Raw genomic sequence first — 20,805 nt, forward strand, 5'->3', positions numbered from 1 at the left:
GGCGAGCCGACGCTCAGAGCGAGATGCCGGAAAACGACATGAAGCCGAGCGACATCAGCCCCGCCACTATGAAGGTGATGCCGATCCCCCTCAATCCCTGTGGCACATCCGAGTACTTCATCTTCTGGCGCAGGCCGGCGATGGCGACGATGGCCAGCAGCCAGCCAAGCCCGGAGCCCGCCCCATAGACCACGGATTCGATGAAGTCATAATCCCGCTGGGCCATGAACATGACGCCGCCGAAGATGGCGCAGTGCACAGTCAACAGCGGCAGGTAGATCCCCAGGGCCTGGTGGAGCGCCGGGAAATGCTTGTCCAGCACCATCTCCATCACCTGCACCAGGGCCGCCAGCACGCCTATGTAGATGATGAAATCGAGAAAGCTGAGATCAAACTCCCCGAGGAAGGTGCTGTCCGGACGCAGTATATGGCGGTAGATCAGGTTGTTGAGGGGAATGGCGATCACCATGACCACCAGCACCGTCATGCCAAGGCCGAAGGCGGTGTTGATGTTCTTCGACACCGCGAGGAAGGTACACATGCCGAGAAAGAAGGCCAGGGCCAGGTTTTCCACAAAGATCGACTGAATAAACAAATTGACGTAATAGTCCATGAAGGCTGCTCACCACTTGATTGTGCAAAGAGAGGGTCCGCCCCTGACCAGGGGCCAGCGGCAGGAACCGGATGACAGTCAGCACGGGCGCGAACGCAGACGACGGGGGTCGGCGGATCAACAGACAGGGATCAGCGGCAGAGACGGCGTCGGCGTGTGCCCGGCGAGGGGAGCGACACTAGTCGCCGTGGCAGAAGCGAAATTGCAGGTGATGACAGAGCAGTTGCCGCTGGTGCAGATGACCGAGACAGTTTGGCCACTGCCTGAGGTAGATGAGGGGCAGGAAGAACAGCAGGCCGCAGAGCAGACCGAGGATCTCGTGCTGAAACCAGGCCAGCAGCATCTGGTAGAGATCCGGATCCCTGGCCCCTTCCAGCCGCCGCCCCTGCTCGAAGCTGAGCCGCCACTGGGAGGCCGGGGGCAGACTGAGGTTGTCGGCCAACCCAGGCGCGGGGGGCTCGTGCAACTGCATCGAGGATGTCGATGTCCCCTGGGCCGACAGCGCGGACGCACCGAGCCCTGCCGCGACAGAGGCGGCAAACCACAGCAGGCAGGCGACGGCGAGCGCCATCGGCCAGCACAATGGTCGGCCAAGGGGTGGCAAGGGGACAGGCTCCTTGAAAAGGCAAGGGGTTGAACGGGGCCGAATATATCACAATCCCTCCTTATATTGAATTTTGGCATCCAGTAACCGGAAAAATTCGATACAAACAACCTGTTTTCCCCACAAAGGGGACATTTAACACCCTCAATGAAAACAGCGGAGAACGACTCCCATCCTCGCCCCTTGAGCCCCATTCAGTGAGGGATGGCCGCTCTTGCAACAAAAACGGCCACCCCAGGGTGGCCGTTGTCGGCGATAGAGCAGCGATGCTACCGGCTCAGAGACCGGCGGCCTCCAGATGCTCCACCAGCAGTTGCACGCTGCGGTTGCCGCGCCACTCGTTGACGTCGAGCCGGTAGACCAGCCGCACCCGTTTCACCGAGGCATCCGGCCAGCGCTTGAGATCCACCCCGAAGGCGATGGCATCCACCGCGTGGCCGGAGTCCGTGGTCAGCATCATCTTGAGGTGTTTCTCCCCCACCAGCCGCTGTTGCACCAGCACGAATTCGCCGTCGAACAGCGGCTCGGGGAAGGCCTGGCCCCAGGGGCCGGAGGCGCGGATGAGCTCCGCCAGCTCCAGACTCAGCTCGTCCGGCAGCAGCTCGCCGTCGGTGAGCAGCACCCCGGTCAGCAGCTCCGGGGTCACCAGCTCGGCGATGACCGCCTCAAACGCCCGGCCGAACGCCTCTATATTGGCCTTGGGCAGGGTCAGCCCCGCCGCCATGGCGTGGCCGCCAAACTTGCCCATCAGGCCCGGATGGCGGGTATCGAGCAATTCGAGAGCATCGCGCAGGTGCACGCCGGGAATGGAGCGACCGGAGCCCTTGAGCTCGGTGTCGCTGCTCTGCGCAAACGCAATCACCGGTCTGTAGTACTTCTCCTTGATCTTGGAGGCCACCAAGCCCACCACCCCCTGATGCCACTCGTCCCTGTGCAGCACTATGCCGCTTGGCACCTCGCCGTCGCGAAACCGGATCTGCTCCAGGGTGGCGAGGGCCTCCTGCTGCATCCCCTGCTCTATCTCCTTGCGCTCCTGGTTAAGGCTGTCCATCTCCGCCGCAAGCTGGCGCGCCAGGTTGAGATCATCGCTCAGCAGACAGGCGACCCCGAGGGACATGTCATCGAGACGGCCCACCGCATTGAGGCGAGGCCCCAGGGCAAAGCCGAGATCGGCGGCGCACAGGCGGCGGCCATCGCGGCCCGATACGTCCACCAGCGCCTGGATGCCGGGGCGGCAGCGACCGGCCCGGATCCGCTGCAGCCCCTGATGGACCAGGATACGGTTGTTGCCATCCAGCGCCACCACGTCGGCGACTGTGCCGAGCGCCACCAGATCGAGATAGTCCGCCACATTGGGGGCGCGAATGCCCTGGCGTTCATACCAGCCGCTCTGGCGCAGATGGGTGTTGAGGGCCGCCATCAGATAGAAGGCCACCCCGACCCCGGCCAGGGATTTGGAGGGGAAGTCGCAGCCACGCTGGTTGGGGTTCACTATCGCATCGGCATCAGGCAACTCCTGGCCCGGCAAGTGGTGATCGGTAACCAGTACCCGCATCCCGGCCGCCTTGGCCGCCGCCACCCCGGCAATGCTGGAGATGCCGTTATCCACAGTGATGAGAAACTCGGCGCCCCGGGCCACCGCCAACTCGACGATTTCGGGGGTGAGGCCGTAGCCGAACTCGAAGCGGTTGGGCACCAGAAAATCGACGTGATGGCCCCCCATGGCCCGCAGGGCCAGCACGCACAGGGCCGAGCTGGTGGCGCCGTCGCAGTCGAAGTCGCCGACGATGAGGATGCGCTGCTGCGCCGTCAGGGCATCCGCCAGCAGGGGCACCGCCTGCTCCATGCCGAACAGCCGCTGGGGCGGCAGCAGCTGGCTGGCGCTGCGCTCCAGCAGGGCGGGATCCTCCACGCCGCGGCTGGCGAAGATTTGACGAAGCAGGGGATGCAGGGTGGCGGGCAGATGGGAATCATCAACTCGCGGACGACGACGGATTTGCAGGGGCATTGATGTGATCCAGTATCTTGAGCAGTTGTTCAGGGCTCTGATATCCCCGCACCAGATCCCCGTTTGGCAGGACCCAGCTCGGTGACGCCTTGATCCCGAGCCACTGGCTCAGGCCGATATGATGGGCAAGGATCTCATTACATCCGGCCGCAGGCAAACGATCACTGAGACTGAGTTCACCCAGCAGGGCGGGATCGCACCAGAGCGCCTGCGTTTCGGCCAGCTCGGCGAAGGGGGCCACCAGGGGCAGCAACTGCACGCTCACCCCCCTGGCCTGCAACTGGGGCAGATCGTCCAGCACGGCGTGACAGCGGCGACAGCCGAGATCGGTAAACAGGGTAACCCGGTAGCGCTCGTTCGGCGCCTTGAGCCAGAGTCGCGCCTCGCCTACCTGCGCCAGCGCCAGCCGACGTTGTTGCTGCTGGCTCAGGCGGGTGAGGTTTTGCATGTCGTGGGCCAGATCCAGCATGGAGCCCTGCAGCACATAGTTTCCCCTGGCATCGCTATAGAGCAGCCCCTGGGCTGTGCCCAGCAGATAGAGCCCGGGCACCGGGGTCTCGTCCACCAGGAAGACCTGCACCCCGAGGCGCTGCCCTATGGTCTGTTTCAACAGCTGGGGATCCATCCCCGCGCTGGCAGCAAAGGTGCACAGCAGCATCATTCCCAGCAGTAAATGTCGCACTTGATGACTCACCTGGCATGATTGAATGGATTCATAAGGTAACTCAGTGCACATCCTTGCCCCAACCTCTTAATTAGCGATTGATTAATAGCGTGGATCGCAAAAAAATCCCGATCTGACAGGTTGCCAATTGGGCTAAGGCCCAGCAAGCTAATCAGGACGACGGGAGACACCATGGTCATCCCTCTGTTTTATTGATGTTTTATCGTCCAAACAGCGATGTGGTCGCACCGCATCCTGTCCATTTTTTAGGGGGAAAAATGAGTCTGATTAAAGAGTTCAAGGCCTTTGCGGCCAGAGGCAACGTCATCGACATGGCGGTCGGTATCATCATAGGTGCCGCCTTCGGCAAGATAGTCTCCTCCTTCGTGGGCGACGTCATCATGCCGCCCATCGGCCTCATCCTGGGGGGGGTGGACTTCAGCGATCTGGCCGTCACCCTGAAGGCCGCCGAAGGTGACATCCCTGCCGTGGTCATCGCCTACGGCAAGTTCATCCAGACCATCATCGACTTCCTGATCATCGCCTTCGCCATCTTCATGGGGCTCAAGGCAGTCAACACCCTGCAGAAGAAGCAGGCAGAGGAAGCCCCTGCCCCGGCCGGCCCCACCAAGGATCAGGAGCTGCTGACCGAGATCCGCGATTTGCTGAAATCCCAGCAGGGGAAATAGACGCCAGCTCCTGTCGTGCAGTGATGAAAAAACCGCCATTTGGCGGTTTTTTATTGGCGGCGGCACGGGTCAGGCCCGGGGATGGTGCTCCCCATGGAGTGCCTTGAGACGCTCGTTGGCCACGTGGGTGTAGATCTGGGTGGTGGAGAGATCCGCGTGCCCCAGCAGCATCTGCACCACCCGCAGATCGGCGCCGTGGTTGAGCAGATGGGTAGCGAAGGCGTGGCGCAGGGTGTGGGGGGAGAGCTCTCCACGGATCCCGGCCCGCTGGGCATAGAGCTTGATGCGATGCCAGAAGGTCTGGCGGGTCATCATCCTGGCCTGCTTGGAGGGGAAGACCACATCCGAGCTGGTGCCTCCCAGCAGCAGGGTGCGGGCCTCCCGGTAGTAACGCTCCAGCCAGTGGACCGCCTCCTCCCCCATGGGCACCAGCCGCTCCTTGTTGCCCTTGCCCACCACCCGCACCAGCCCCTGGCGCAGGCTGACATGCTCGGCGGTGAGCCCCACCAGCTCGGAGACCCGCAGTCCGGTGGCATAGAGCAGCTCGAGCATCGCCTTGTCCCGCAGCTCCAGCGGGTCGTCCACCTGGGGCGCCGTCAGCAGCGCATCCACCTCGGCCTCGCTGAGATCCGAGGGCAGCTTCTTGGGCAGCTTGGGGCCCTCCAGCAGCACTGTCGGATCGTCGCCGCGCAATTTTTCCCGATTCAGATACTGATAGAAGCGGCGCAGGGCCGAGAGGAAGCGGGCCGTGCTGCTCGCCGCAAACTGCTTGTCCACCCGCCAGGCGAGGTAGTGCTGGATGTCGTCCATCCCCGCCAGCAGCAGAGAGCCACCCTGGCCGTCGAGCCAGAGGGCAAACTTTTCCAGATCCGTGCGATAGGAGCTGACCGTATTGTCGGACAGCCCCCGCTCCAGCCAGAGGGCATCGAGGAAGGGCTCGATCAGGGGATGGTTGTGCACGGCAGGGGCTGGCTTGGTCATGGGGTATCGGTCTTGGGCAAACGGTGGCCCATTGTAGCCTGCCAGGCCGGCGCGCACATCAGGGGCTTGCGCTTCCCCGGCAGGCATACCAGGCGGTGAAGCGCGAGGGGCAATCTGCTAGACTGGCGCACTCACTCGGGCGGTCCGGCCCCATGGTTGCCCGACACCCCCTTGCCTACTGCGATCAAGAGAAGAGCGATGAAGATAGGTTTGTTTTACGGCTCAACCACCTGCTACACCGAGATGGCCGCCGAGAAGATCCGCGCCCTCATTGGCCCCGAGCTGGTTGATCTCCACAACATCAAGGACGTGCCTCTGGCCCGCATGCAGGAGTACGACATCCTGATCCTCGGCATCTCCACCTGGGACTTCGGCGAGCTGCAGGAAGATTGGGAATCCCGCTGGGAAGACATCAAGGATGTGCCTCTGGAAGGACGCATCATAGCCCTGTTCGGCATGGGCGATCAGCTGGGGTACGGCGAGTGGTATCAGGATGCCCTTGGCCTGTTACACGATCAGCTGGTGCCCAAGGGGGTCAGGCTGGTGGGTTACTGGCCCAACGAGGGGTACGAGTTCGATGCCTCCAAGGCGCTGATCGACGATGGTCGCCACTTCGTCGGCCTGGCTCTCGATGACGCCAACCAGTACGACCAGACCGAATCCCGCATCGAGCAGTGGGTCGACCAGATCCTGAATGAGATCCACGAGCTGCTCTGATCCCGCCAGAAGGCGTTGCCGCCTGGCGGCGCCACAGAGCGTCGACGGACCGGCTCCCTCATCGCCCCTCGAAAGCGGCGTTGATCTCCCCTGCCGGCAGCCGGCCACACAGGCTGCCGGGCGCAGTTATCGCACCGATTTTCTCGTTCGGTATCATCGCCTGACGCTATAGCGACTTTTTGCTGCTGGTCTGCAACAATGCAACCGACACCCCATAACACAATCAGAACGGGTGTCGGAAGCAAACAGGAAACAGACCAGAAAAGGAAATTCTATGACCTCATTCTCCCTGTTGGCCCCCACCATAGCCCGCGACGTGCTCGATCACGCCCTGCGGCTGGGTGCCGACTTCGCCGAGCTGTTTGTGGAGCGCAAGCGCCGCAGCCAGCTCAGCCTGCTCTCCAGCCAGATAGAGAACATCAGCGGCGGCCTCGATTTTGGCATAGGCGTGCGCCTGTGCTACGGCCACAAGGTGCTCTACGGCTACACCAACCTGGCCAGCCGCGACGAGCTGCTGCGCATCGTCAGCCTGCTGGCGGCCAAGGACAGGCGTGACCCCGTGGTCACCGCCACTGCCTTCGATTTCACCCCCATCACAGACCGCAATCCGGTGGCCCTGCCGCTCTCGGTCGACAAGCAGCTGGAGCAGAAGATTGCCTACCTGCATGCCATGGATGCGGTGGCCCGCGCCGAGAGCGGCAAGGTGAGCCAGTTCTCCGGCAACGTGCTGGGCTGGGAGCAGGAGGTGGAGATCTTCAACAGCGAAGGGCTGCAGGTGAGCGATCGCCGCCACTACAACCGCATCATGGCCCAGACCATAGCGGTGGAAGGGAGCGAGCAGAGCGTGGGCTACGAGGCGCCCGGCGCCCTGATGGGCTGGGAACATGCCGAGCGCATAGACCCGCGGGAGCTGGCCCTCACCGCCACCCGTCAGGCGCTGGTGAAGCTGGGCGCAGCCCCCTGCCCGAGCGGCACCCTGCCGGTCATCATGGAGAGCGGCTTTGGCGGCGTCATCTTCCACGAGGCCTGCGGCCACCTGCTGGAGACCACCTCGGTGGCCAAGAAGGCCTCGGTGTTCCACGACAAGATGGGGCAGCTCATCGCCAATCCGGCAGTCAGCGCCGTGGATGAAGGCTTGCAGAGCAACGCCTGGGGCTCCATCAACGTCGATGACGAAGGGATGGCGACCCAGCACACCCAGCTCATCAAGGACGGCGTGCTGACCGGCTTCCTGGTGGACAGAATGGGCGCCATCAAGACCGGCCATGCCCGCACCGGCTCAGGAAGGCGCGAGTCCTACAAGTTCGCCCCCACCTCCCGCATGCGCAACACCTATATCGAACCGGGCAGCCACAGCCTGGACGAGATGCTGGCCACCGTCGAGCACGGCATCTACGCCAAGAAGATGGGGGGCGGCTCGGTGCAGCCGGGCACAGGCGAGTTCAACTTCAACGTGCAGGAGGCCTACCTCATCGAGCATGGCAAGATAACCCGGCCCCTCAAGTCGGCGACCCTGATCGGCACAGGCCCGCAAGTGCTCAAAGAGATCTCCATGGTGGGGCGCAATCTGGCCCTGGCCGCAGGTATGTGCGGCTCAGTCTCCGGCTCGGTGCCCACCTCTGTCGGCCAACCCGCCTTGAAAGTTGACAAGATCCTGGTAGGAGGGAACGCCTGATGAGCGCACTCGATATGAATCAACTGCTCAGCCGCCTGCTGGAGAAGGTCGCCGACCTCGATGCCGAGGCGGACATCATCGCCAATCAGGACAAGGCCTTCTCCCTCAAGGCCGATAAGGGGGAGCTCGGCGAATACAAGGTCACCAGCAGCCAACAGCTCGGCATTCGCCTGATCAAGGCGGGCCGGGTCGGCATCGCCTACTCGGAGTCCCTCGATGAGCTGGCGCTGGATGCCATGCTGCAGGATGCACTCGATGCCAGCCGCTTCGCCAAAGTGGACGCGGATCAGCGCATCTCGGTGGCGGGCAGCCGGATCAGCACCGACTGCGCCGAGATAAACCAGCCCGATACCACGGCGGTGGAGGAGAAGATAGCCCTGGCCCTGCGCCTCGAGGCGGATATGCTGGCGCAACCTGATGTGACAGGCGCCCCCTACAACAGCTTCTTCGAGGGGGAGAGCCGCCTCTGGCTCGCCAACAGCCTGGGCAGCCTCTGCCAGCACAGTGAATTCAGCGTCGGCTGCTATACCTCGGCGCTGGTGGAGCGGGATGGCCGCCAGTCGATGCACTCGCAAGGGCAGTATGGCCGCCGCTTCGACGAGCTGGATAGCCAGACCCTTATCGAACAGATCCACGCCGTGGCCCATGACCTGCTGCCGGGGGAAGCGGTACCGAGCGGTCGCTACAGCGTCCTCTTCAGCACCAACTGCTTCGCCAGCCTGTTTGGCTGCTTCCAGGCAGCGCTCTCGGGCAAGTGGGCCCAGCAGGGGATCAACCCCTGGCGAGACAAGGTGGGTCAGAGCGTGGCGTCCCGCTGGCTCACCCTGGAGAGCCGGGCCTATATGCCGGGGGGCATGCACATCAAGGCGTTCGATGGCGAAGGGGCCGCCACCTCGGATCTCCTGCTCATTGGCGAGGGGGAGCTCAAGACCCTGCTCCACAACAGCGCCACCGCTCACCACTTCGGCCTGGCCAGCAACGGCTCGGCGGCCCGCAGCGCCCGCAGCGCGCTGGATGTGACCGCCCGCCACCTGGTGTTCGGCACAGGTCCTCACAGTGAGGGCGAGGTGCAGAGCGGCGACTATCTGGAGCTGGTCAAGCTGGACGGTCTGCACTCCGGTGCCGATGCGGTGAGCGGTGACTTCTCGTTTGGCGCGTCAGGGTTCCTGTGCCGCGATGGGGTACGGCTCCAGCCGGTGCGCGGCATCACGGTGGCGGGTAACTTCTACCGCCTGCTCGGGGAGCTGGAAGCGGTCGGCAATGTGCTGCACCACAACGATGGCAAGGGCTTCTATGCGCCGCTTATCCGTTTCGGTGGCCTGAATATCGCTGGCAAGTGACAATCAAGGAATGACAAGGAGTGCCATGCTCCTCCATCCATCCGTTTCGGCGGCTTGAATGTCGCAGGCAAGTGACTGTATCTAGTGGGAAAAGCGGTTATCTTCCCCATCCAAAAGCGGCGCCATCAGGCGCCGTTTTTTCATTGATGGCGCCCCTGTTCGGCCACTCCTACCCTCAAAGAGCCACCGACCGCATCGGCCGGATATTGCTGGAGAATACGAAGATGGACAACACCCTGGTCTGGGCCGACATTCCGACACGGGATCTGGATCGCGCCATGGACTTCTACTCGGCCCTGCTCGATGTACAGGTCACCCCCATACAGGAGGAGGAGATGCGTTTTGCCATGCTGCGCTACGATGGCAGCAACGCGGCGGCCTGTCTCGGCCCCATGGACAAATACCACCAGCCCGGTGGCGCCGGTCCCCTCATCTATCTCTCCCTGGGTGACAGGTTGCAGGAGGCGGAGCAGCTGGTTCCCCGGCTCGGCGGGCGGGTGCTCGAACCCCTGCATTCCATCGGCAGCGGTCACGGCTCCCGGGTCATCATAGAGGATACCGAAGGCAACTGGCTGGCCCTCTATGCGCCGCCCGCCCCTTGAGCCGCATAAACAATAACGGCGACCCTGGGGTCGCCGTTATTGTTACCTGACACCTATCAGAAGCGATCAGGCTTCAGGATTGAGGCGAGTCGGCATGCCGGTACGCTGTTCCAGCACCTGCTTGACCACATTGGAGTCGCTGTCCATGTGGGCGATGAAGCGGGTGGTGGCCGGGGTCATCGGGAGCGGCACAGAGGCGGTGGAGTTGAACTCCTCCTCGGTGCGCGACAGCGGCTCGTGCACTTCCATGTAACGACCGCCATCCGGCTCGACCGTGGTCTTGACCGGCTGGTTGACGAACTGGACGCGGGTACCGACCGGCACGTTGTCGAACAGGTACTTGATGTCATCGGCGCGCAGACGCACGCAACCGCTGCTCACCCGCAGACCTATGCCGAAGGTGGCGTTGGTGCCGTGGATAGCATAGAGGTTGCCGATATAGAGGGCGTGCAGGCCCATGGGGTTATCCGGACCGGCCGGCCAGACTGCGGGCAGTGTCTTGCCCTGGGCGGCGTAGCGGCGACGGATGTTCTCGGTCGGGGTCCAGGTCGGGTTGGCGCGCTTGCGCTCCACCTTGGTGATCCAGTTCTCCGGGGTGTTGACCCCCAGCTGGCCGATGCCGATGGGCAGCACCTGGACCACGTTCTTGCCTTTCGGGTAGTAGTAGAGACGCATCTCCGCCACGTTGATGACGATCCCCTCGCGCGGCGCATTCGGCAGGATCAGCTGATGCGGAATGGTCAGCTTGCTGCCCGGCGTTGGCAGATAGGGGTCGACGCCCGGGTTCGCTTCCATGATGTTGGTCAGGCCCAGCTGGAAGTCGGCGGCGATCTGCTCCAGCGGACGGTTGTCTGCGGGCACCACGTATTCCTGGTTCTCACCGATCAGACGGCTGTTGGCGGCTGGCAGCGCGTATTCAACGGCGGCGGCCTGCTGGCTGACCAGGGTCAGAGTGCAAAAAAGGGCCGAAGCGGCAATGCGAAGGGGATTCATAAAATTCCTGTATGGTTTCCTGTACCTGTTGGCCTGAAGCCGGTTCATCCTCGGTCTGTCCCTTGTCACGAGTAGCGCTCGCCCGAGGCCAATACCGAGCGCGCATTCTTTCCCGAGTCGGACAAAATTTCAACTTGAAGAGGGGGCTTTTTCGCGGAAAAGATCCATTCTCCCCCCAACAATCGACCGTATCGGGTGCCTGTCAGCCTAACATCGCCAATCTGAGCGCAAAATGAACATGCATCCGGCCCGCCACCCTAGCGCCAAATTGCATGATGGCGCCGTCACGAGTACAATCTCGCACCCCTTTTATCAGGAGTATCGAGTCATCTCGTGCTCTGGGTGTACCTCATCGGGTGGCCGTGCGTCGAGTACGGTCGCACCATGCCGATGACCCTATACGGCGCCATCAGGTGGCGCCGTCCTGATTTGCAATCAGACAGAAAGAGTCCAACATGTTCAGACCAGAATTGCTCTCCCCCGCCGGGACCCTCAAGAATATGCGTTACGCCTATGCCTATGGCGCCGACGCCGTCTATGCGGGCCAGCCGCGCTACAGCCTGCGGGTGCGCAACAATGAATTCGATCACGAGAATCTGCAGCTCGGCATCAACGAGGCCCATGCACTGGGCAAGCAGTTCTATGTGGTGGCCAACATCCAGCCCCACAACTCCAAGCTCAAGACCTTCATCCGCGACATGCGCCCCGTGGTGGACATGAAGCCGGATGCGCTCATCATGTCAGACCCCGGTCTCATCATGATGATGCGCGAAGCCTTCCCGGATATGCCCATTCACCTCTCGGTGCAGGCCAACGCGGTCAACTGGGCCACGGTGAAATTCTGGCATCAGATGGGCCTGACCCGCGCCATTCTGTCCCGCGAGCTGTCCCTGGACGAGATCGAAGAGATCCGCATGCAGGTGCCTGAGATGGAGCTGGAAGTCTTCGTCCACGGGGCGCTGTGCATGGCCTACTCGGGCCGCTGCCTGCTCTCCGGTTACATCAACAAGCGTGACCCCAATCAGGGTACCTGCACCAACTCCTGCCGCTGGGAGTACAAGGTGCACGAGGGCAAGGAAGATGACGTGGGCCAGATTGTCCACCGTCAGGAGCCCATCGCCGTGCGCCCGGACAACACCCTTGGGCTCGGCAAGCCGAGCGATGCCCTGGTGCTGCTGGAAGAGTCCAACCGTCCCGGCGAATACATGACGGCGTTCGAGGACGAGCACGGCACCTACATCATGAACTCCAAGGACCTGCGCGCCGTCGAGCACGTGGAGCGCCTGACCAAGATGGGCGTGCATTCCCTGAAAATCGAAGGCCGCACCAAGTCCTTCTACTACTGCGCCCGCACCGCCCAGGTCTATCGCAAAGCCATCGACGATGCGGTCGCCGGTCGCCCGTTCGATCCGACCCTGATGGGCACCCTCGAGAACCTGGCTCACCGTGGCTACACCGAGGGCTTCCTGCGTCGTCACAACCACAGCGAGTACCAGAACTACGACTACGGCTACTCCGTCTCCGACACCCAGCAGTTCGTCGGCGAGATCACCGGCCGTCAGGGCGACATGGTGGAAGTGGAAGTGAAGAACAAGTTCCTGGTGGGCAACAGCCTGGAGCTGATGACGCCCCAGGGCAACGTCAGCTTCAACCTGGAGCAGATGCAGAACCGCAAGGGGGAGCTTATCGACACCGCGCCGGGCAACGGTCACGTGGTCTATGTGCCGGTCCCGAAAGAGATCGACATCAACTACGGCATACTGCTGCGCAACCTGGGCGATCGTCAGGATACCCGCCAGCCCCACTCGGCGGCCTGAGATGGCGCTGCTCATCACCGACAAGTGCATCAACTGTGACATGTGCGATCCCGAGTGTCCGAACCAGGCCATCAGCCTGGGGGACAAGATCTACGAGATAGACCCGGATCGCTGCACCGAATGCGTCGGCCACTATGAGAAGCCCACCTGCATCAGCGTCTGCCCCATCGATTGCATCATCTGGGATCCCGCCCATGTGGAGACCGAAGAGCAGCTGATGGACAAGTTTGTGCTGATGCACAGGCAGTAATGCCGGACCTGCGGGTCATCCAGAAATAGAAAAAGCCGGGCATGCCCGGCTTTTTCTATTGCGCTGCAGCCCGGTCAGGGCTTGATCAGTTTCTGCAGCGCCTCAAGCTCGCGCTGGGCCTCCAGCAGCTCGGCCTGGGACTCCTCCAGCTTGGCCTGCTTCTTGGCGATCTTGTCCGGCTTGCCCGAGACCCGGGCGCTCTGCAGATCCGCCAGGCGCTCCTCCACCTCTTGCTTCTGCTTGGCGACTTTCTCTTGCTGCTCCTCGAGGAGCCCGGCATCGGTGCAATGGGTCTCGATGTTGCGCAGGGCCTGCTCCAGGCCCGCCACCTGCTGCGCGTTATCGTGCGCCCGGGCGAAGCTCAACTGCTCGGTAACTGCCTGATGCCTGGCCTTGCAGCCGACGTTTTCACTGCCATAAGCCTGTCCGGCCAACAGCAATAATCCTATTCCGGCAATCTTCCACATAACGACCTCTTTGCTCTGTCATACTGGATGGCCGCCTATGAAACCTGACTCATCTCCCGAGGTCAAGGCACAGGGAAAGGGCTACGACAGAGTTTGCACTGGGTCATGCCGCCGCCAAGCTGGCGACGCTACAATGCCCCTTTCAACCCGGAGAGTCCCATGAAGCAAGAGATCGTCATCATCGCCAACGGCGCCCCCTATGGCAGCGAGTCCCTGTTCAATGCCCTGCGTCTGGGGATAGCCCTCAACGAGCAGGAAAGCGTCATCCTGAAGATATTCCTGATGTCCGATGCCGTCGGCGCCGCCCTGGCGGGCCAATCCCCCGCCGAGGGTTACAACCTGCGCCAGATGCTGGAGATCCTGCTGGCACAGGGCACCGTTATCCGGCTGTGCAAGAGCTGCACGGACGCACGGGGCATCAGCTCCCTGCCACTTATCGAGGGCATAGAGATAGGCACCCTGCCCCTGCTGGCCCAGTGGACCCTGGCGGCCGACAAGGTGCTGACCTTCTAGGGATCAGGGCTCGGCCCGGACCAGCGCAGTGCGTGAGGTCCGGGTACTCAGGCCATAGAGCATCAGGATCGCCAGGCAGAGCAGCGCCATGAAGCCATAGAGCCAGCCACCTCCCCAGTTGGCCAGGATCCAGCCCCCCAGCAGGGCACCGATGGCGATCCCGAGCCCGGACATGGAGGCCGCCCCGAAGTAGCTGCCCTTGAGGTGCTCCGGCGCCATCTGATCGACCAGCACATTGAGCAGCGGGAACAGGATGCACTCGCCGACGCTCAGCAGGATCACCGCCACTATCCAGTGCCACCAGATAGCGGTATCCCCGAGCGCGAACTGCAGCTGGGCGCTGAGGAAGAAGGCGACCCCGAGCTGCAGTCGGCGCTTGATAGACCAGTTGGCGGTCAGGTGCAGCAGCGGGAACTGCAGTATCACTATGGTCAGCGCATTGGTGCTCACCAGCCAGCCGATGAGCCGCTCCACCTCAGGGGTACCGGCTCGGGTCAGGTACTGGATGAGCGGTGACTCGAACTGGGCATAGACCAGCATCAGCAACATGTTGGCCATCGTCAGCAGCAGGAAGCCCCTGTCCTGCCAGAGCACCCGCAGCACGGCGCGCATGCCCGGACCGGCGGCATGGCTTGGCTGACAGGCGGCCAGTCGAAAACCGACGAAGAAGATGAAGCCGAGCAGCAGATAGCTGACACTGAGCAGCAGGAAGGTCTCCTGGCGGGCGCTCAGGCCGTAGCTGACCCCGAGCAGGGGGCCTATGGCCGCCCCCAGGTTGAGCAGAAAATAGCGCAGGTGCAGCGCCAACTCGCGGGCTTTGGGCTCGGCCAGGCTATCGGCCATCAGCGCCTTGCCCGGCGAGTCGATGAGCCCGTAGGAGAGCCCGCTGCCGATCACCCCCATCGCCAGCCAGATCACCTGATGGGAGAGGCCGAGCAGGGCGACGCTCAGGGCCGACACCAGGCAGCCGAACAGCAGTATGTTGCGCCTCCCCCACTTGTCCGACAGCCAGCCGCCGTAGAAGCTGACCAGGGTGGAGAGGGCCGCCGTGGCCCCCAGGATGAGGCCGATCAGGGTCGCCGAGAGGCCATAGTCGCGGTAGAGCAGGATGGAGAGAAAGGGCCAGACCATGAAGAAGGTGGTGCGCACCATGAAGGTGCCCAGGATGACGATCCAGACCAGAGGGGGAAACTGCCTGAGATAGGCCCATGACATGCTGCACTTCCTTTTGACAACGTGACGGCGAGTCGTCCCTTATAGCAACTGGAGCCAAAAGGAACAAGACCTCTTCTCCCTGACCCCCTCAGGCAGGCAAACAGGCACAAAAAAGCCGACCCTGAGGTCGGCTTTTCACAGAGCGGATGCCTTATTCGGCAGTCGGCTCTTCGGCAACGGCCACGTCGGCAACCGGGGCGGCGGCTTCGGTCGGTGCATTCGCTTCCTTGATGGAGAGACGCACGCGGCCTTGACGGTCCACTTCCAGTACCTTCACTTTCACAACGTCACCGATCTTCAGGAAGTCGGCCACGTTCTGCACGCGGGCATCGGTGATCTGGGAGATGTGTACCAGACCGTCTTTACCCGGCAGGATATTGACGAAGGCGCCGAAATCGGCCAGACGCACAACCTTGCCTTCATAGATGCGGTTCACTTCGATCTCGGCGGTGATGGCCTCGATGCGACGGATGGCTTCCATGGCGGCTTCGTTGGCAACGGCGGAGATGCGGACTGTACCGTCATCATCCAGCTCGATGTTGGTGCCTGTCTCTTCGGTCAGGGCACGGATCACGGAACCGCCCTTGCCGATGACATCCTTGATCTTCTCAGGATTGATCTTGATGGTGTGGATGCGCGGGGCGAAATCGGAGATCTCGGCACGCGGCGCCTGGATGGCTTCGTCCATCACTTTCAGGATGTGCAGGCGAGCACCACGGGCTTGCTTGAGGGCAATCTCCATGATCTCTTTGGTGATGCCTTCGATCTTGATGTCCATCTGCAGCGCGGTGATACCTTGAGTAGTACCGGCCACCTTGAAGTCCATGTCGCCCAGGTGATCTTCGTCACCCAAGATGTCGGACAGCACGACGAAACCTTCTTCTTCCTTCACCAGACCCATGGCGATACCGGCAACGGAGGCCTTGATCGGCACACCCGCGTCCATCAGCGCCAGGGAGGAACCACAGACGGAAGCCATGGAGGAGGAGCCGTTGGATTCGGTGATTTCAGACACCACGCGCACCACGTACGGGAACTCGGCGGCGCTCGGCATCACGGCAGCAACGCCGCGCTTGGCCAGACGACCGTGACCGATCTCACGACGCTTGGGGCTGCCCATCATGCCGGTCTCGCCGACGCAGTACGGCGGGAAGTTGTAGTGCAGCATGAAGCGGTCGGCACGGTGGCCAGCCAGCTCGTCGATGTTCTGGGCGTCACGCTCGGTACCCAGGGTGGCAACCACGATCGCCTGAGTCTCACCACGGGTGAACAAAGCGGAGCCGTGAGCACGGGGCAGGATGCCGGTGCCGACGGACAGGGCACGGATCATTTCCGGATCGCGACCATCGATGCGCGGCTCGCCACGGACCACACGGCCACGGACGATGCGGCTTTCCAGGCTGTGGAACTCTTCGCCGATCTTCTTGGCATCTTCTTCCACGCCGGAGGCGATCACTTGCTCAACCACACGGGACTTGATGGCACCGATGGCGGCGTAACGCACGGCCTTCTCGGTGATGCGGTAGGCTTCACCCAGTTCGGCAGTGGCCAGCTCGGCAACCTTGGCTTTCAGCGCTTCGTTGACGGCAGGCGGGGTCCAGTCCCACGGCTGGGTACCCACGTCGGCGGCGAATTCGTTGATGGCGTTGATCACCACCTGCATCTGCTCGTGGCCATAGACCACGGCGCCCAGCATCACTTCTTCGGACAGGATGGCCGCTTCAGATTCCACCATCAGCACGGCGTTGGCGGTACCGGCAACCACCAGATCCAGATCGCTCTGGGGCAGTTCGGTGGTAGTCGGGTTCAGCACGTACTGACCGTTCATGTAACCCACGCGGGCAGCAGCAATCGGGCCGCCGAACGGGATACCTGAGATGGCCAGGGCAGCAGAGGCACCGATCATGGCAACGATGTCGGGGGACACGGCCGGGTTCACGGACATGACGGTGGCAACCACCTGAACCTCATTGAGGAAGCCTTCCGGGAACAGCGGACGAATAGGACGGTCGATCAGGCGGGAGATGAGGGTCTCACCTTCGCTCGGACGGCCTTCACGACGGAAGAAACCACCCGGGATACGACCAGCAGCATAGGTACGCTCCTGGTAGTTGACGGTCAGCGGGAAGAAATCACGGCCGTGATCGGCCTCTTTCTTGCCGACGACGGTCACAAATACGCAGGTATCGTCCATGCTGACCATGACGGCCGCAGTGGCTTGACGGGCCATCACACCGGTTTCCAGGGTGACGGTGTGTTGACCGTACTGGAATGACTTTACAATAGGATTCACGTGAATTTCCTTTTTACAATTTGGCGCTTTAAATTCGCGTGCAAGTATACTTGATTCGCATCAAAAGGTAAGCGGTGGCGCGCATTCTGTGAGGCAGGCAACGGTTTGCTGCGCGATAAAAATGATTGTCTAGTCCTGAAATAGGTTTACACATTTTCGTCTAGCTTCACGTGACTCAGAACCCCCGATGCACCGCATCGGGGGTTCTGTATTTCAAGGCATGATGCGGTCGCTCCAGGTTGTAAATATCCACTGCCTCACGCACCATCTCCCGCGCTTGCGCCAGGTCCTGCGGGCTTTGCAACAACAACTCCCCTTTCAATATCCCGTTCACCCGCTCCGCCAACGCATTCTGGTAACAGTCATAGCCATCCGTCATCGAGCATTTCACCCCGTACCGTTCATGTAATGACTGATACAGCCCAGAGCAATACTGCACGCCGCGGTCCGAGTGATGGATAAGCTCCCCGCCGCCACGCCGTTGCTTCAGTGCTTTCTTGAATGCCATCGCCACCGCCTCGGCGTGCATCCCTTCGTGCACGTGATGACCCACTATCTTGCGTGAGTACGCATCCGTCACCAGGCTCAGGTACAGCGGCCCGCTCCTGGCTGGCAGATAGGTGATGTCGGCGACCCAGACCTGCTCCGGAGCCACCGGCGTGACCTGCTCTGGCCCCGCCTTGAGCAAGTTGGGATGACGGTAGAAACGGTGAAAACTGTGGGTGGTCTTGTGATACGCCCGCCTGGGCTGCACCAGCAGGCGGTGCTCGGCCAATATCTGAAACAGCCTGTCCCGCCCGACCTTGAGCCCGCCATCATCCTGACCTTGAAGCAGATAATGCAGCTTGCGGGTGCCGACCCGTGGCTGGCGTAACCGTACCTGACGCACGAAGCGCACCACCTGCAACCCCTGTGCATGGCGCACGTCTGCAACCCGATTGCGCTTGTAGTAAGCCTGACGGCTTATCCCCAGAAACAGGCAAGCCCTGACGATGGTCAGCCTCTCGACTTGCCGCTGCGAGAGGACTTGCCGGGTCGCTTTTTTACGATGGAGACGCCGTAGTCGTTCTTCAGGACATCGACGACGGCCTCAAAGAACTGGGCCTTCTGGCTCATCAGCGCCAGCTGCTGTTCGAGCTCCTTGATGCGCTGTTCGGGTGTCTGGTTGTCGGGGTCAGGCATGGTGATGCTCCTGCCGGCGCGCACAGAAGCCCCCTGGCTCCAATCTTGCCGACCATGTTTACGCAACCATACCAGAACGGTGGAGCGGCCCTGAATGCCGTATCGGGCTTGTGCCTGCTGGCAGGTGAGCTCGCCTTTTTCAATCTGCTCGACCAGTGCCAGTTTAAAAGTCAGCGAGTAATCGCGCTGTGTCCGTTTCACACCTTGTCCCATCGGGCTCTCCATTTATGTGGGGGAAAGGTGTAAACCATATTCAGGACGGGACAGATCCATAAAAAAGGGGAACCTCACGGTTCCCCTTTTTCGCGAAATCTGATGGTCGATTAACGACGCAGACCCAGCTTGGCGATCAGAGCGGCGTAACGCTGAACGTCTTTACGCTTCAGGTAGTCCAGCAGCTTACGACGCTGGGAAACCATGCGCAGCAGACCGCGACGACCGTGGTGATCCTTGGAGTGCTCCTTGAAGTGACCTTGCAGATGGTTGATCTGGGCAGTCAGCAGGGCAACCTGCACTTCGGGGGAACCGGTGTCGTTGGCGCAACGAGCGTTGTCAGCAACGATGGAAGCTTTGATCTCAGCATTTAGAGACATGGTATTACTCCAGTAGAGTGTTTAAAGGTTCACAGCCAATCTCTAATTCAGCCGTGAAATGAGGGCGGTATCATAATCGCAGCCGCCCCTTTTCGCAACGATAAAGAGGGGCGAGTTGCACTCCCCCTGGTTGGTGAGCCAGAGCGATACCGCCAGAGGATCACTCCTCGTTGTTATCGTCGTGATAACGCACCAGTCGCTTGGGGGCGACCCGCCCTTCGTCGTCGATTTCGCCGACGCCGATAAACTCGCGCTCAGGACCGACCGTCATGCGGACCTGGCCGCTTTGCGGCGCACCTGCCACCTGCACGGCCTGGCCCTGGTTCACATAGGCGGCCACGGCCGTCAGCATGTTCACCTCGGGCAGAGACGCCACTGCGGTATCCATCGGCAGCAGCAGGGGATCCAGCTGCTCCCGCGGCGGAATGCTCTCGGCCTTGGCCTGCTCGAAGATGCACTCGAGCTGATCCAGGGTCAGCATCCTGTCATAGGGATAGCTGGCCACCTGGGTGCGACGCAGCTGGGTGACGTGGGCGCCACAGCCCAGCACTTCGCCGAGATCGTCCACCAGGGAGCGGATGTAGGTGCCCTTGCTGCAATGCACCTCGAGGCGCACCTCATCCCCTTCGAAACTCAGCAGTTTGAGCTCGAATACGGTGATGGGGCGGGCTTCCCGCTCGATCTCTATGCCTTCACGGGCGTACTCGTAGAGCGGACGACCGTTGTGCTTGAGGGCGGAGTACATGGACGGCACCTGCATGATGGGGCCGCGGAACTGGTCCAGCGCCTCGATCAGAGTACCCACGGCCACGTTCACCGGACGGGTGGAGACCACCTCGCCGTCGGAGTCGCTGGTGTTGGTGCGCTCGCCCAGCTTGGCGGTCACCTCATAGCGCTTGTCCGCCTCCAGCAGATACTGGGAGAACTTGGTGGCCTCACCGAGGCAGATCGGCAACATGCCGGTCGCCAGGGGATCCAGGGCGCCAGTGTGGCCGGCCTTGGCCGCGTTGTAGATCCGCTTGACCTTCTGCAACACATCGTTGGAAGTCAGACCGGTCGGCTTGTCCAGCAGCAGGATACCGTGTACGTCACGGCCCTTGAAACGACGTCTTCGAGACATCTCAGGCTTTATCCTCAGTTGTATCATCCGGTGCGGCTTCGTCTTCTTCACGACCGGCTTCGGTCATGCGACGCTTGTCTTCACGCACAGTGTTGGTCACCAGGTTGGAGAGGCGCATCCCCTCGACCAGGGTCTGGTCGTAGTAGAAACGCAGCTCCGGCACCACCCGCAGACGCATGGCGCTGCCAAGCAGGCTGCGAATGTAACCGGCCGCCTCGGTCAGGCCCTTGAGCCCTTCCGCGATACGCTCGGCGTCATTCTCCAGCTGCAGGAAGGTGACGTAAATCTTGGCATAGTTGAGGTCCTTGGACACTTCCACGTCGGAGACGGTCACCATGCCGATGCGCGGGTCTTTCACCTCGCGCTGCAGGATCAGCGCGATTTCACGCTGGATCTGCTGCCCGACCCGACGGGTCCGGCTGAATTCTCTGGCCATATTCTATCCTGCGATAAAAGGGGGCCGCAGCCC

At 61.9% G+C, this 20,805-nt stretch carries 21 protein-coding genes; 8 read left to right on the plus strand and 13 right to left on the minus strand.

The window, feature by feature from the left end; all coding sequences use genetic code 11:
* Positions 1-13 precede the first annotated feature (13 nt).
* From nqrE to Aeroheme_RS15650, 4 genes are all read right to left on the minus strand, one after another.
* Positions 14-613 carry an NADH:ubiquinone reductase (Na(+)-transporting) subunit E gene (nqrE, locus tag Aeroheme_RS15635; RefSeq protein WP_111910371.1) on the minus strand — a complete coding sequence of 200 codons (600 nt, stop codon included), beginning with the start codon at positions 611-613 and terminating at the stop codon, positions 14-16.
* Positions 614-791: 178 nt separating this feature from the next.
* Positions 792-1,184, minus strand: coding sequence for a hypothetical protein (locus Aeroheme_RS15640; RefSeq protein WP_411166166.1), 393 nt, complete (start codon positions 1,182-1,184; stop codon positions 792-794).
* 310 nt (positions 1,185-1,494) lie between these two features.
* Complete coding sequence (recJ, locus tag Aeroheme_RS15645; protein ID WP_303809927.1) at positions 1,495-3,225, minus strand: single-stranded-DNA-specific exonuclease RecJ; 1,731 nt, start codon at positions 3,223-3,225, stop codon at positions 1,495-1,497.
* A complete protein-coding gene (locus Aeroheme_RS15650) occupies positions 3,191-3,907 on the minus strand; it encodes a disulfide isomerase DsbC N-terminal domain-containing protein (protein ID WP_163147846.1) in 717 nt (238 codons plus the stop codon). The genes recJ and Aeroheme_RS15650 overlap by 35 nt, the downstream gene beginning before the upstream one ends.
* Positions 3,908-4,167: 260 nt before the next feature.
* Between Aeroheme_RS15650 and mscL the strand changes: the two genes are divergently transcribed.
* The gene (gene mscL, locus Aeroheme_RS15655) at positions 4,168-4,578 is read left to right on the plus strand and encodes a large-conductance mechanosensitive channel protein MscL (RefSeq protein WP_025326079.1); all 411 of its coding nucleotides are present in this window, start codon (positions 4,168-4,170) and stop codon (positions 4,576-4,578) included.
* Positions 4,579-4,647: 69 nt separating this feature from the next.
* Here mscL and xerD read toward each other — a convergent pair whose 3' ends face one another.
* Complete coding sequence (gene xerD, locus Aeroheme_RS15660) at positions 4,648-5,559, minus strand: site-specific tyrosine recombinase XerD (RefSeq protein WP_168234533.1); 912 nt, start codon at positions 5,557-5,559, stop codon at positions 4,648-4,650.
* Between the two features lie 198 nt (positions 5,560-5,757).
* On the opposite strand from xerD, the gene fldB reads away from it, so the two are divergent.
* The 4 genes from fldB to Aeroheme_RS15680 all read left to right on the plus strand — a co-directional run bounded on the left by fldB (position 5,758) and on the right by Aeroheme_RS15680 (position 9,893).
* Positions 5,758-6,276, plus strand: coding sequence for a flavodoxin FldB (fldB, locus tag Aeroheme_RS15665; protein WP_025326077.1), 519 nt, complete (start codon positions 5,758-5,760; stop codon positions 6,274-6,276).
* Positions 6,277-6,550: 274 nt separating this feature from the next.
* Positions 6,551-7,951 (plus strand): TldD/PmbA family protein, encoded by a 1,401-nt coding sequence (locus Aeroheme_RS15670; RefSeq protein WP_289984899.1) that lies wholly within the window; start codon positions 6,551-6,553, stop codon positions 7,949-7,951.
* The gene (locus Aeroheme_RS15675; protein WP_411166167.1) at positions 7,951-9,291 is read left to right on the plus strand and encodes a TldD/PmbA family protein; all 1,341 of its coding nucleotides are present in this window, start codon (positions 7,951-7,953) and stop codon (positions 9,289-9,291) included. The genes Aeroheme_RS15670 and Aeroheme_RS15675 overlap by 1 nt, the downstream gene beginning before the upstream one ends.
* Positions 9,292-9,497: 206 nt before the next feature.
* Positions 9,498-9,893, plus strand: coding sequence for a VOC family protein (locus Aeroheme_RS15680; RefSeq protein WP_162519240.1), 396 nt, complete (start codon positions 9,498-9,500; stop codon positions 9,891-9,893).
* A 66-nt stretch (positions 9,894-9,959) separates the two neighbouring features.
* Here Aeroheme_RS15680 and Aeroheme_RS15685 read toward each other — a convergent pair whose 3' ends face one another.
* Complete coding sequence (locus Aeroheme_RS15685) at positions 9,960-10,886, minus strand: L,D-transpeptidase family protein (protein WP_005326662.1); 927 nt, start codon at positions 10,884-10,886, stop codon at positions 9,960-9,962.
* Between the two features lie 455 nt (positions 10,887-11,341).
* Here Aeroheme_RS15685 and yegQ point away from each other — a divergent pair, with 455 nt between their 5' ends.
* The gene (gene yegQ / locus Aeroheme_RS15690) at positions 11,342-12,703 is read left to right on the plus strand and encodes a tRNA 5-hydroxyuridine modification protein YegQ (protein ID WP_033130937.1); all 1,362 of its coding nucleotides are present in this window, start codon (positions 11,342-11,344) and stop codon (positions 12,701-12,703) included.
* Position 12,704: 1 nt separating this feature from the next.
* A complete protein-coding gene (locus tag Aeroheme_RS15695) occupies positions 12,705-12,953 on the plus strand; it encodes a YfhL family 4Fe-4S dicluster ferredoxin (protein ID WP_025326072.1) in 249 nt (82 codons plus the stop codon).
* Between the two features lie 74 nt (positions 12,954-13,027).
* Here Aeroheme_RS15695 and Aeroheme_RS15700 read toward each other — a convergent pair whose 3' ends face one another.
* On the minus strand, positions 13,028-13,420 hold the full coding sequence (locus Aeroheme_RS15700) for a DUF1090 domain-containing protein (protein ID WP_411166168.1): 393 nt from the start codon (positions 13,418-13,420) through the stop codon (positions 13,028-13,030).
* Positions 13,421-13,579: 159 nt separating this feature from the next.
* Between Aeroheme_RS15700 and Aeroheme_RS15705 the strand changes: the two genes are divergently transcribed.
* Positions 13,580-13,933: a DsrE/DsrF/TusD sulfur relay family protein gene (locus Aeroheme_RS15705; protein WP_411166169.1), complete on the plus strand. Its 354-nt coding sequence runs from the start codon at positions 13,580-13,582 to the stop codon at positions 13,931-13,933.
* A 3-nt stretch (positions 13,934-13,936) separates the two neighbouring features.
* Here Aeroheme_RS15705 and Aeroheme_RS15710 read toward each other — a convergent pair whose 3' ends face one another.
* From Aeroheme_RS15710 to rbfA, 6 genes are all read right to left on the minus strand, one after another.
* Entirely contained in the window at positions 13,937-15,148 is a 1,212-nt protein-coding gene (locus Aeroheme_RS15710; protein ID WP_411166170.1) for an MDR family MFS transporter, read from the minus strand.
* Between the two features lie 151 nt (positions 15,149-15,299).
* Entirely contained in the window at positions 15,300-17,441 is a 2,142-nt protein-coding gene (pnp, locus tag Aeroheme_RS15715; protein ID WP_163154247.1) for a polyribonucleotide nucleotidyltransferase, read from the minus strand.
* A gap of 175 nt (positions 17,442-17,616) precedes the next feature.
* A protein-coding gene (locus Aeroheme_RS15720) for an IS3 family transposase (RefSeq protein WP_411166122.1) occupies positions 17,617-18,836 on the minus strand; the annotation gives its coding sequence in 2 pieces (ribosomal slippage) (positions 17,617-18,488 and positions 18,488-18,836; 1,221 coding nt in all).
* Positions 18,837-18,946: 110 nt separating this feature from the next.
* Positions 18,947-19,216, minus strand: coding sequence for a 30S ribosomal protein S15 (gene rpsO, locus Aeroheme_RS15725; protein ID WP_005326646.1), 270 nt, complete (start codon positions 19,214-19,216; stop codon positions 18,947-18,949).
* 160 nt (positions 19,217-19,376) lie between these two features.
* Positions 19,377-20,336 carry a tRNA pseudouridine(55) synthase TruB gene (gene truB / locus Aeroheme_RS15730; protein ID WP_163154249.1) on the minus strand — a complete coding sequence of 320 codons (960 nt, stop codon included), beginning with the start codon at positions 20,334-20,336 and terminating at the stop codon, positions 19,377-19,379.
* Position 20,337: 1 nt separating this feature from the next.
* Positions 20,338-20,772, minus strand: a complete 435-nt coding sequence (gene rbfA / locus Aeroheme_RS15735) for a 30S ribosome-binding factor RbfA (protein WP_005326642.1) — start codon at positions 20,770-20,772, stop codon at positions 20,338-20,340.
* Between the last annotated feature and the right edge of the window lie 33 nt (positions 20,773-20,805).

It is taken from the genome of Aeromonas sp. DSM 116730 (genome assembly GCF_046581335.1).
Lineage (GTDB): Bacteria > Pseudomonadota > Gammaproteobacteria > Enterobacterales > Aeromonadaceae > Aeromonas > Aeromonas rivipollensis.

Excerpts from the sequence above, each read along its gene's own strand:
- Aeroheme_RS15700 (WP_411166168.1), bottom strand. The coding sequence starts at position 13,420 with ATGTGGAAGATTGCCGGAATAGGATTATTGCTGTTGGCCGGACAGGCT.
- Aeroheme_RS15640 (WP_411166166.1), bottom strand. The coding sequence starts at position 1,184 with ATGGCGCTCGCCGTCGCCTGCCTGCTGTGGTTTGCCGCCTCTGTCGCG.
- recJ (WP_303809927.1), bottom strand. The coding sequence starts at position 3,225 with ATGCCCCTGCAAATCCGTCGTCGTCCGCGAGTTGATGATTCCCATCTG.
- Aeroheme_RS15705 (WP_411166169.1), top strand. The coding sequence starts at position 13,580 with ATGAAGCAAGAGATCGTCATCATCGCCAACGGCGCCCCCTATGGCAGC.
- truB (WP_163154249.1), bottom strand. The coding sequence starts at position 20,336 with ATGTCTCGAAGACGTCGTTTCAAGGGCCGTGACGTACACGGTATCCTG.
- rbfA (WP_005326642.1), bottom strand. The coding sequence starts at position 20,772 with ATGGCCAGAGAATTCAGCCGGACCCGTCGGGTCGGGCAGCAGATCCAG.
- mscL (WP_025326079.1), top strand. The coding sequence starts at position 4,168 with ATGAGTCTGATTAAAGAGTTCAAGGCCTTTGCGGCCAGAGGCAACGTC.
- fldB (WP_025326077.1), top strand. The coding sequence starts at position 5,758 with ATGAAGATAGGTTTGTTTTACGGCTCAACCACCTGCTACACCGAGATG.
- Aeroheme_RS15695 (WP_025326072.1), top strand. The coding sequence starts at position 12,705 with ATGGCGCTGCTCATCACCGACAAGTGCATCAACTGTGACATGTGCGAT.
- rpsO (WP_005326646.1), bottom strand. The coding sequence starts at position 19,216 with ATGTCTCTAAATGCTGAGATCAAAGCTTCCATCGTTGCTGACAACGCT.
- Aeroheme_RS15710 (WP_411166170.1), bottom strand. The coding sequence starts at position 15,148 with ATGTCATGGGCCTATCTCAGGCAGTTTCCCCCTCTGGTCTGGATCGTC.
- Aeroheme_RS15675 (WP_411166167.1), top strand. The coding sequence starts at position 7,951 with ATGAGCGCACTCGATATGAATCAACTGCTCAGCCGCCTGCTGGAGAAG.
- Aeroheme_RS15670 (WP_289984899.1), top strand. The coding sequence starts at position 6,551 with ATGACCTCATTCTCCCTGTTGGCCCCCACCATAGCCCGCGACGTGCTC.
- xerD (WP_168234533.1), bottom strand. The coding sequence starts at position 5,559 with ATGACCAAGCCAGCCCCTGCCGTGCACAACCATCCCCTGATCGAGCCC.
- yegQ (WP_033130937.1), top strand. The coding sequence starts at position 11,342 with ATGTTCAGACCAGAATTGCTCTCCCCCGCCGGGACCCTCAAGAATATG.
- Aeroheme_RS15685 (WP_005326662.1), bottom strand. The coding sequence starts at position 10,886 with ATGAATCCCCTTCGCATTGCCGCTTCGGCCCTTTTTTGCACTCTGACC.
- nqrE (WP_111910371.1), bottom strand. The coding sequence starts at position 613 with ATGGACTATTACGTCAATTTGTTTATTCAGTCGATCTTTGTGGAAAAC.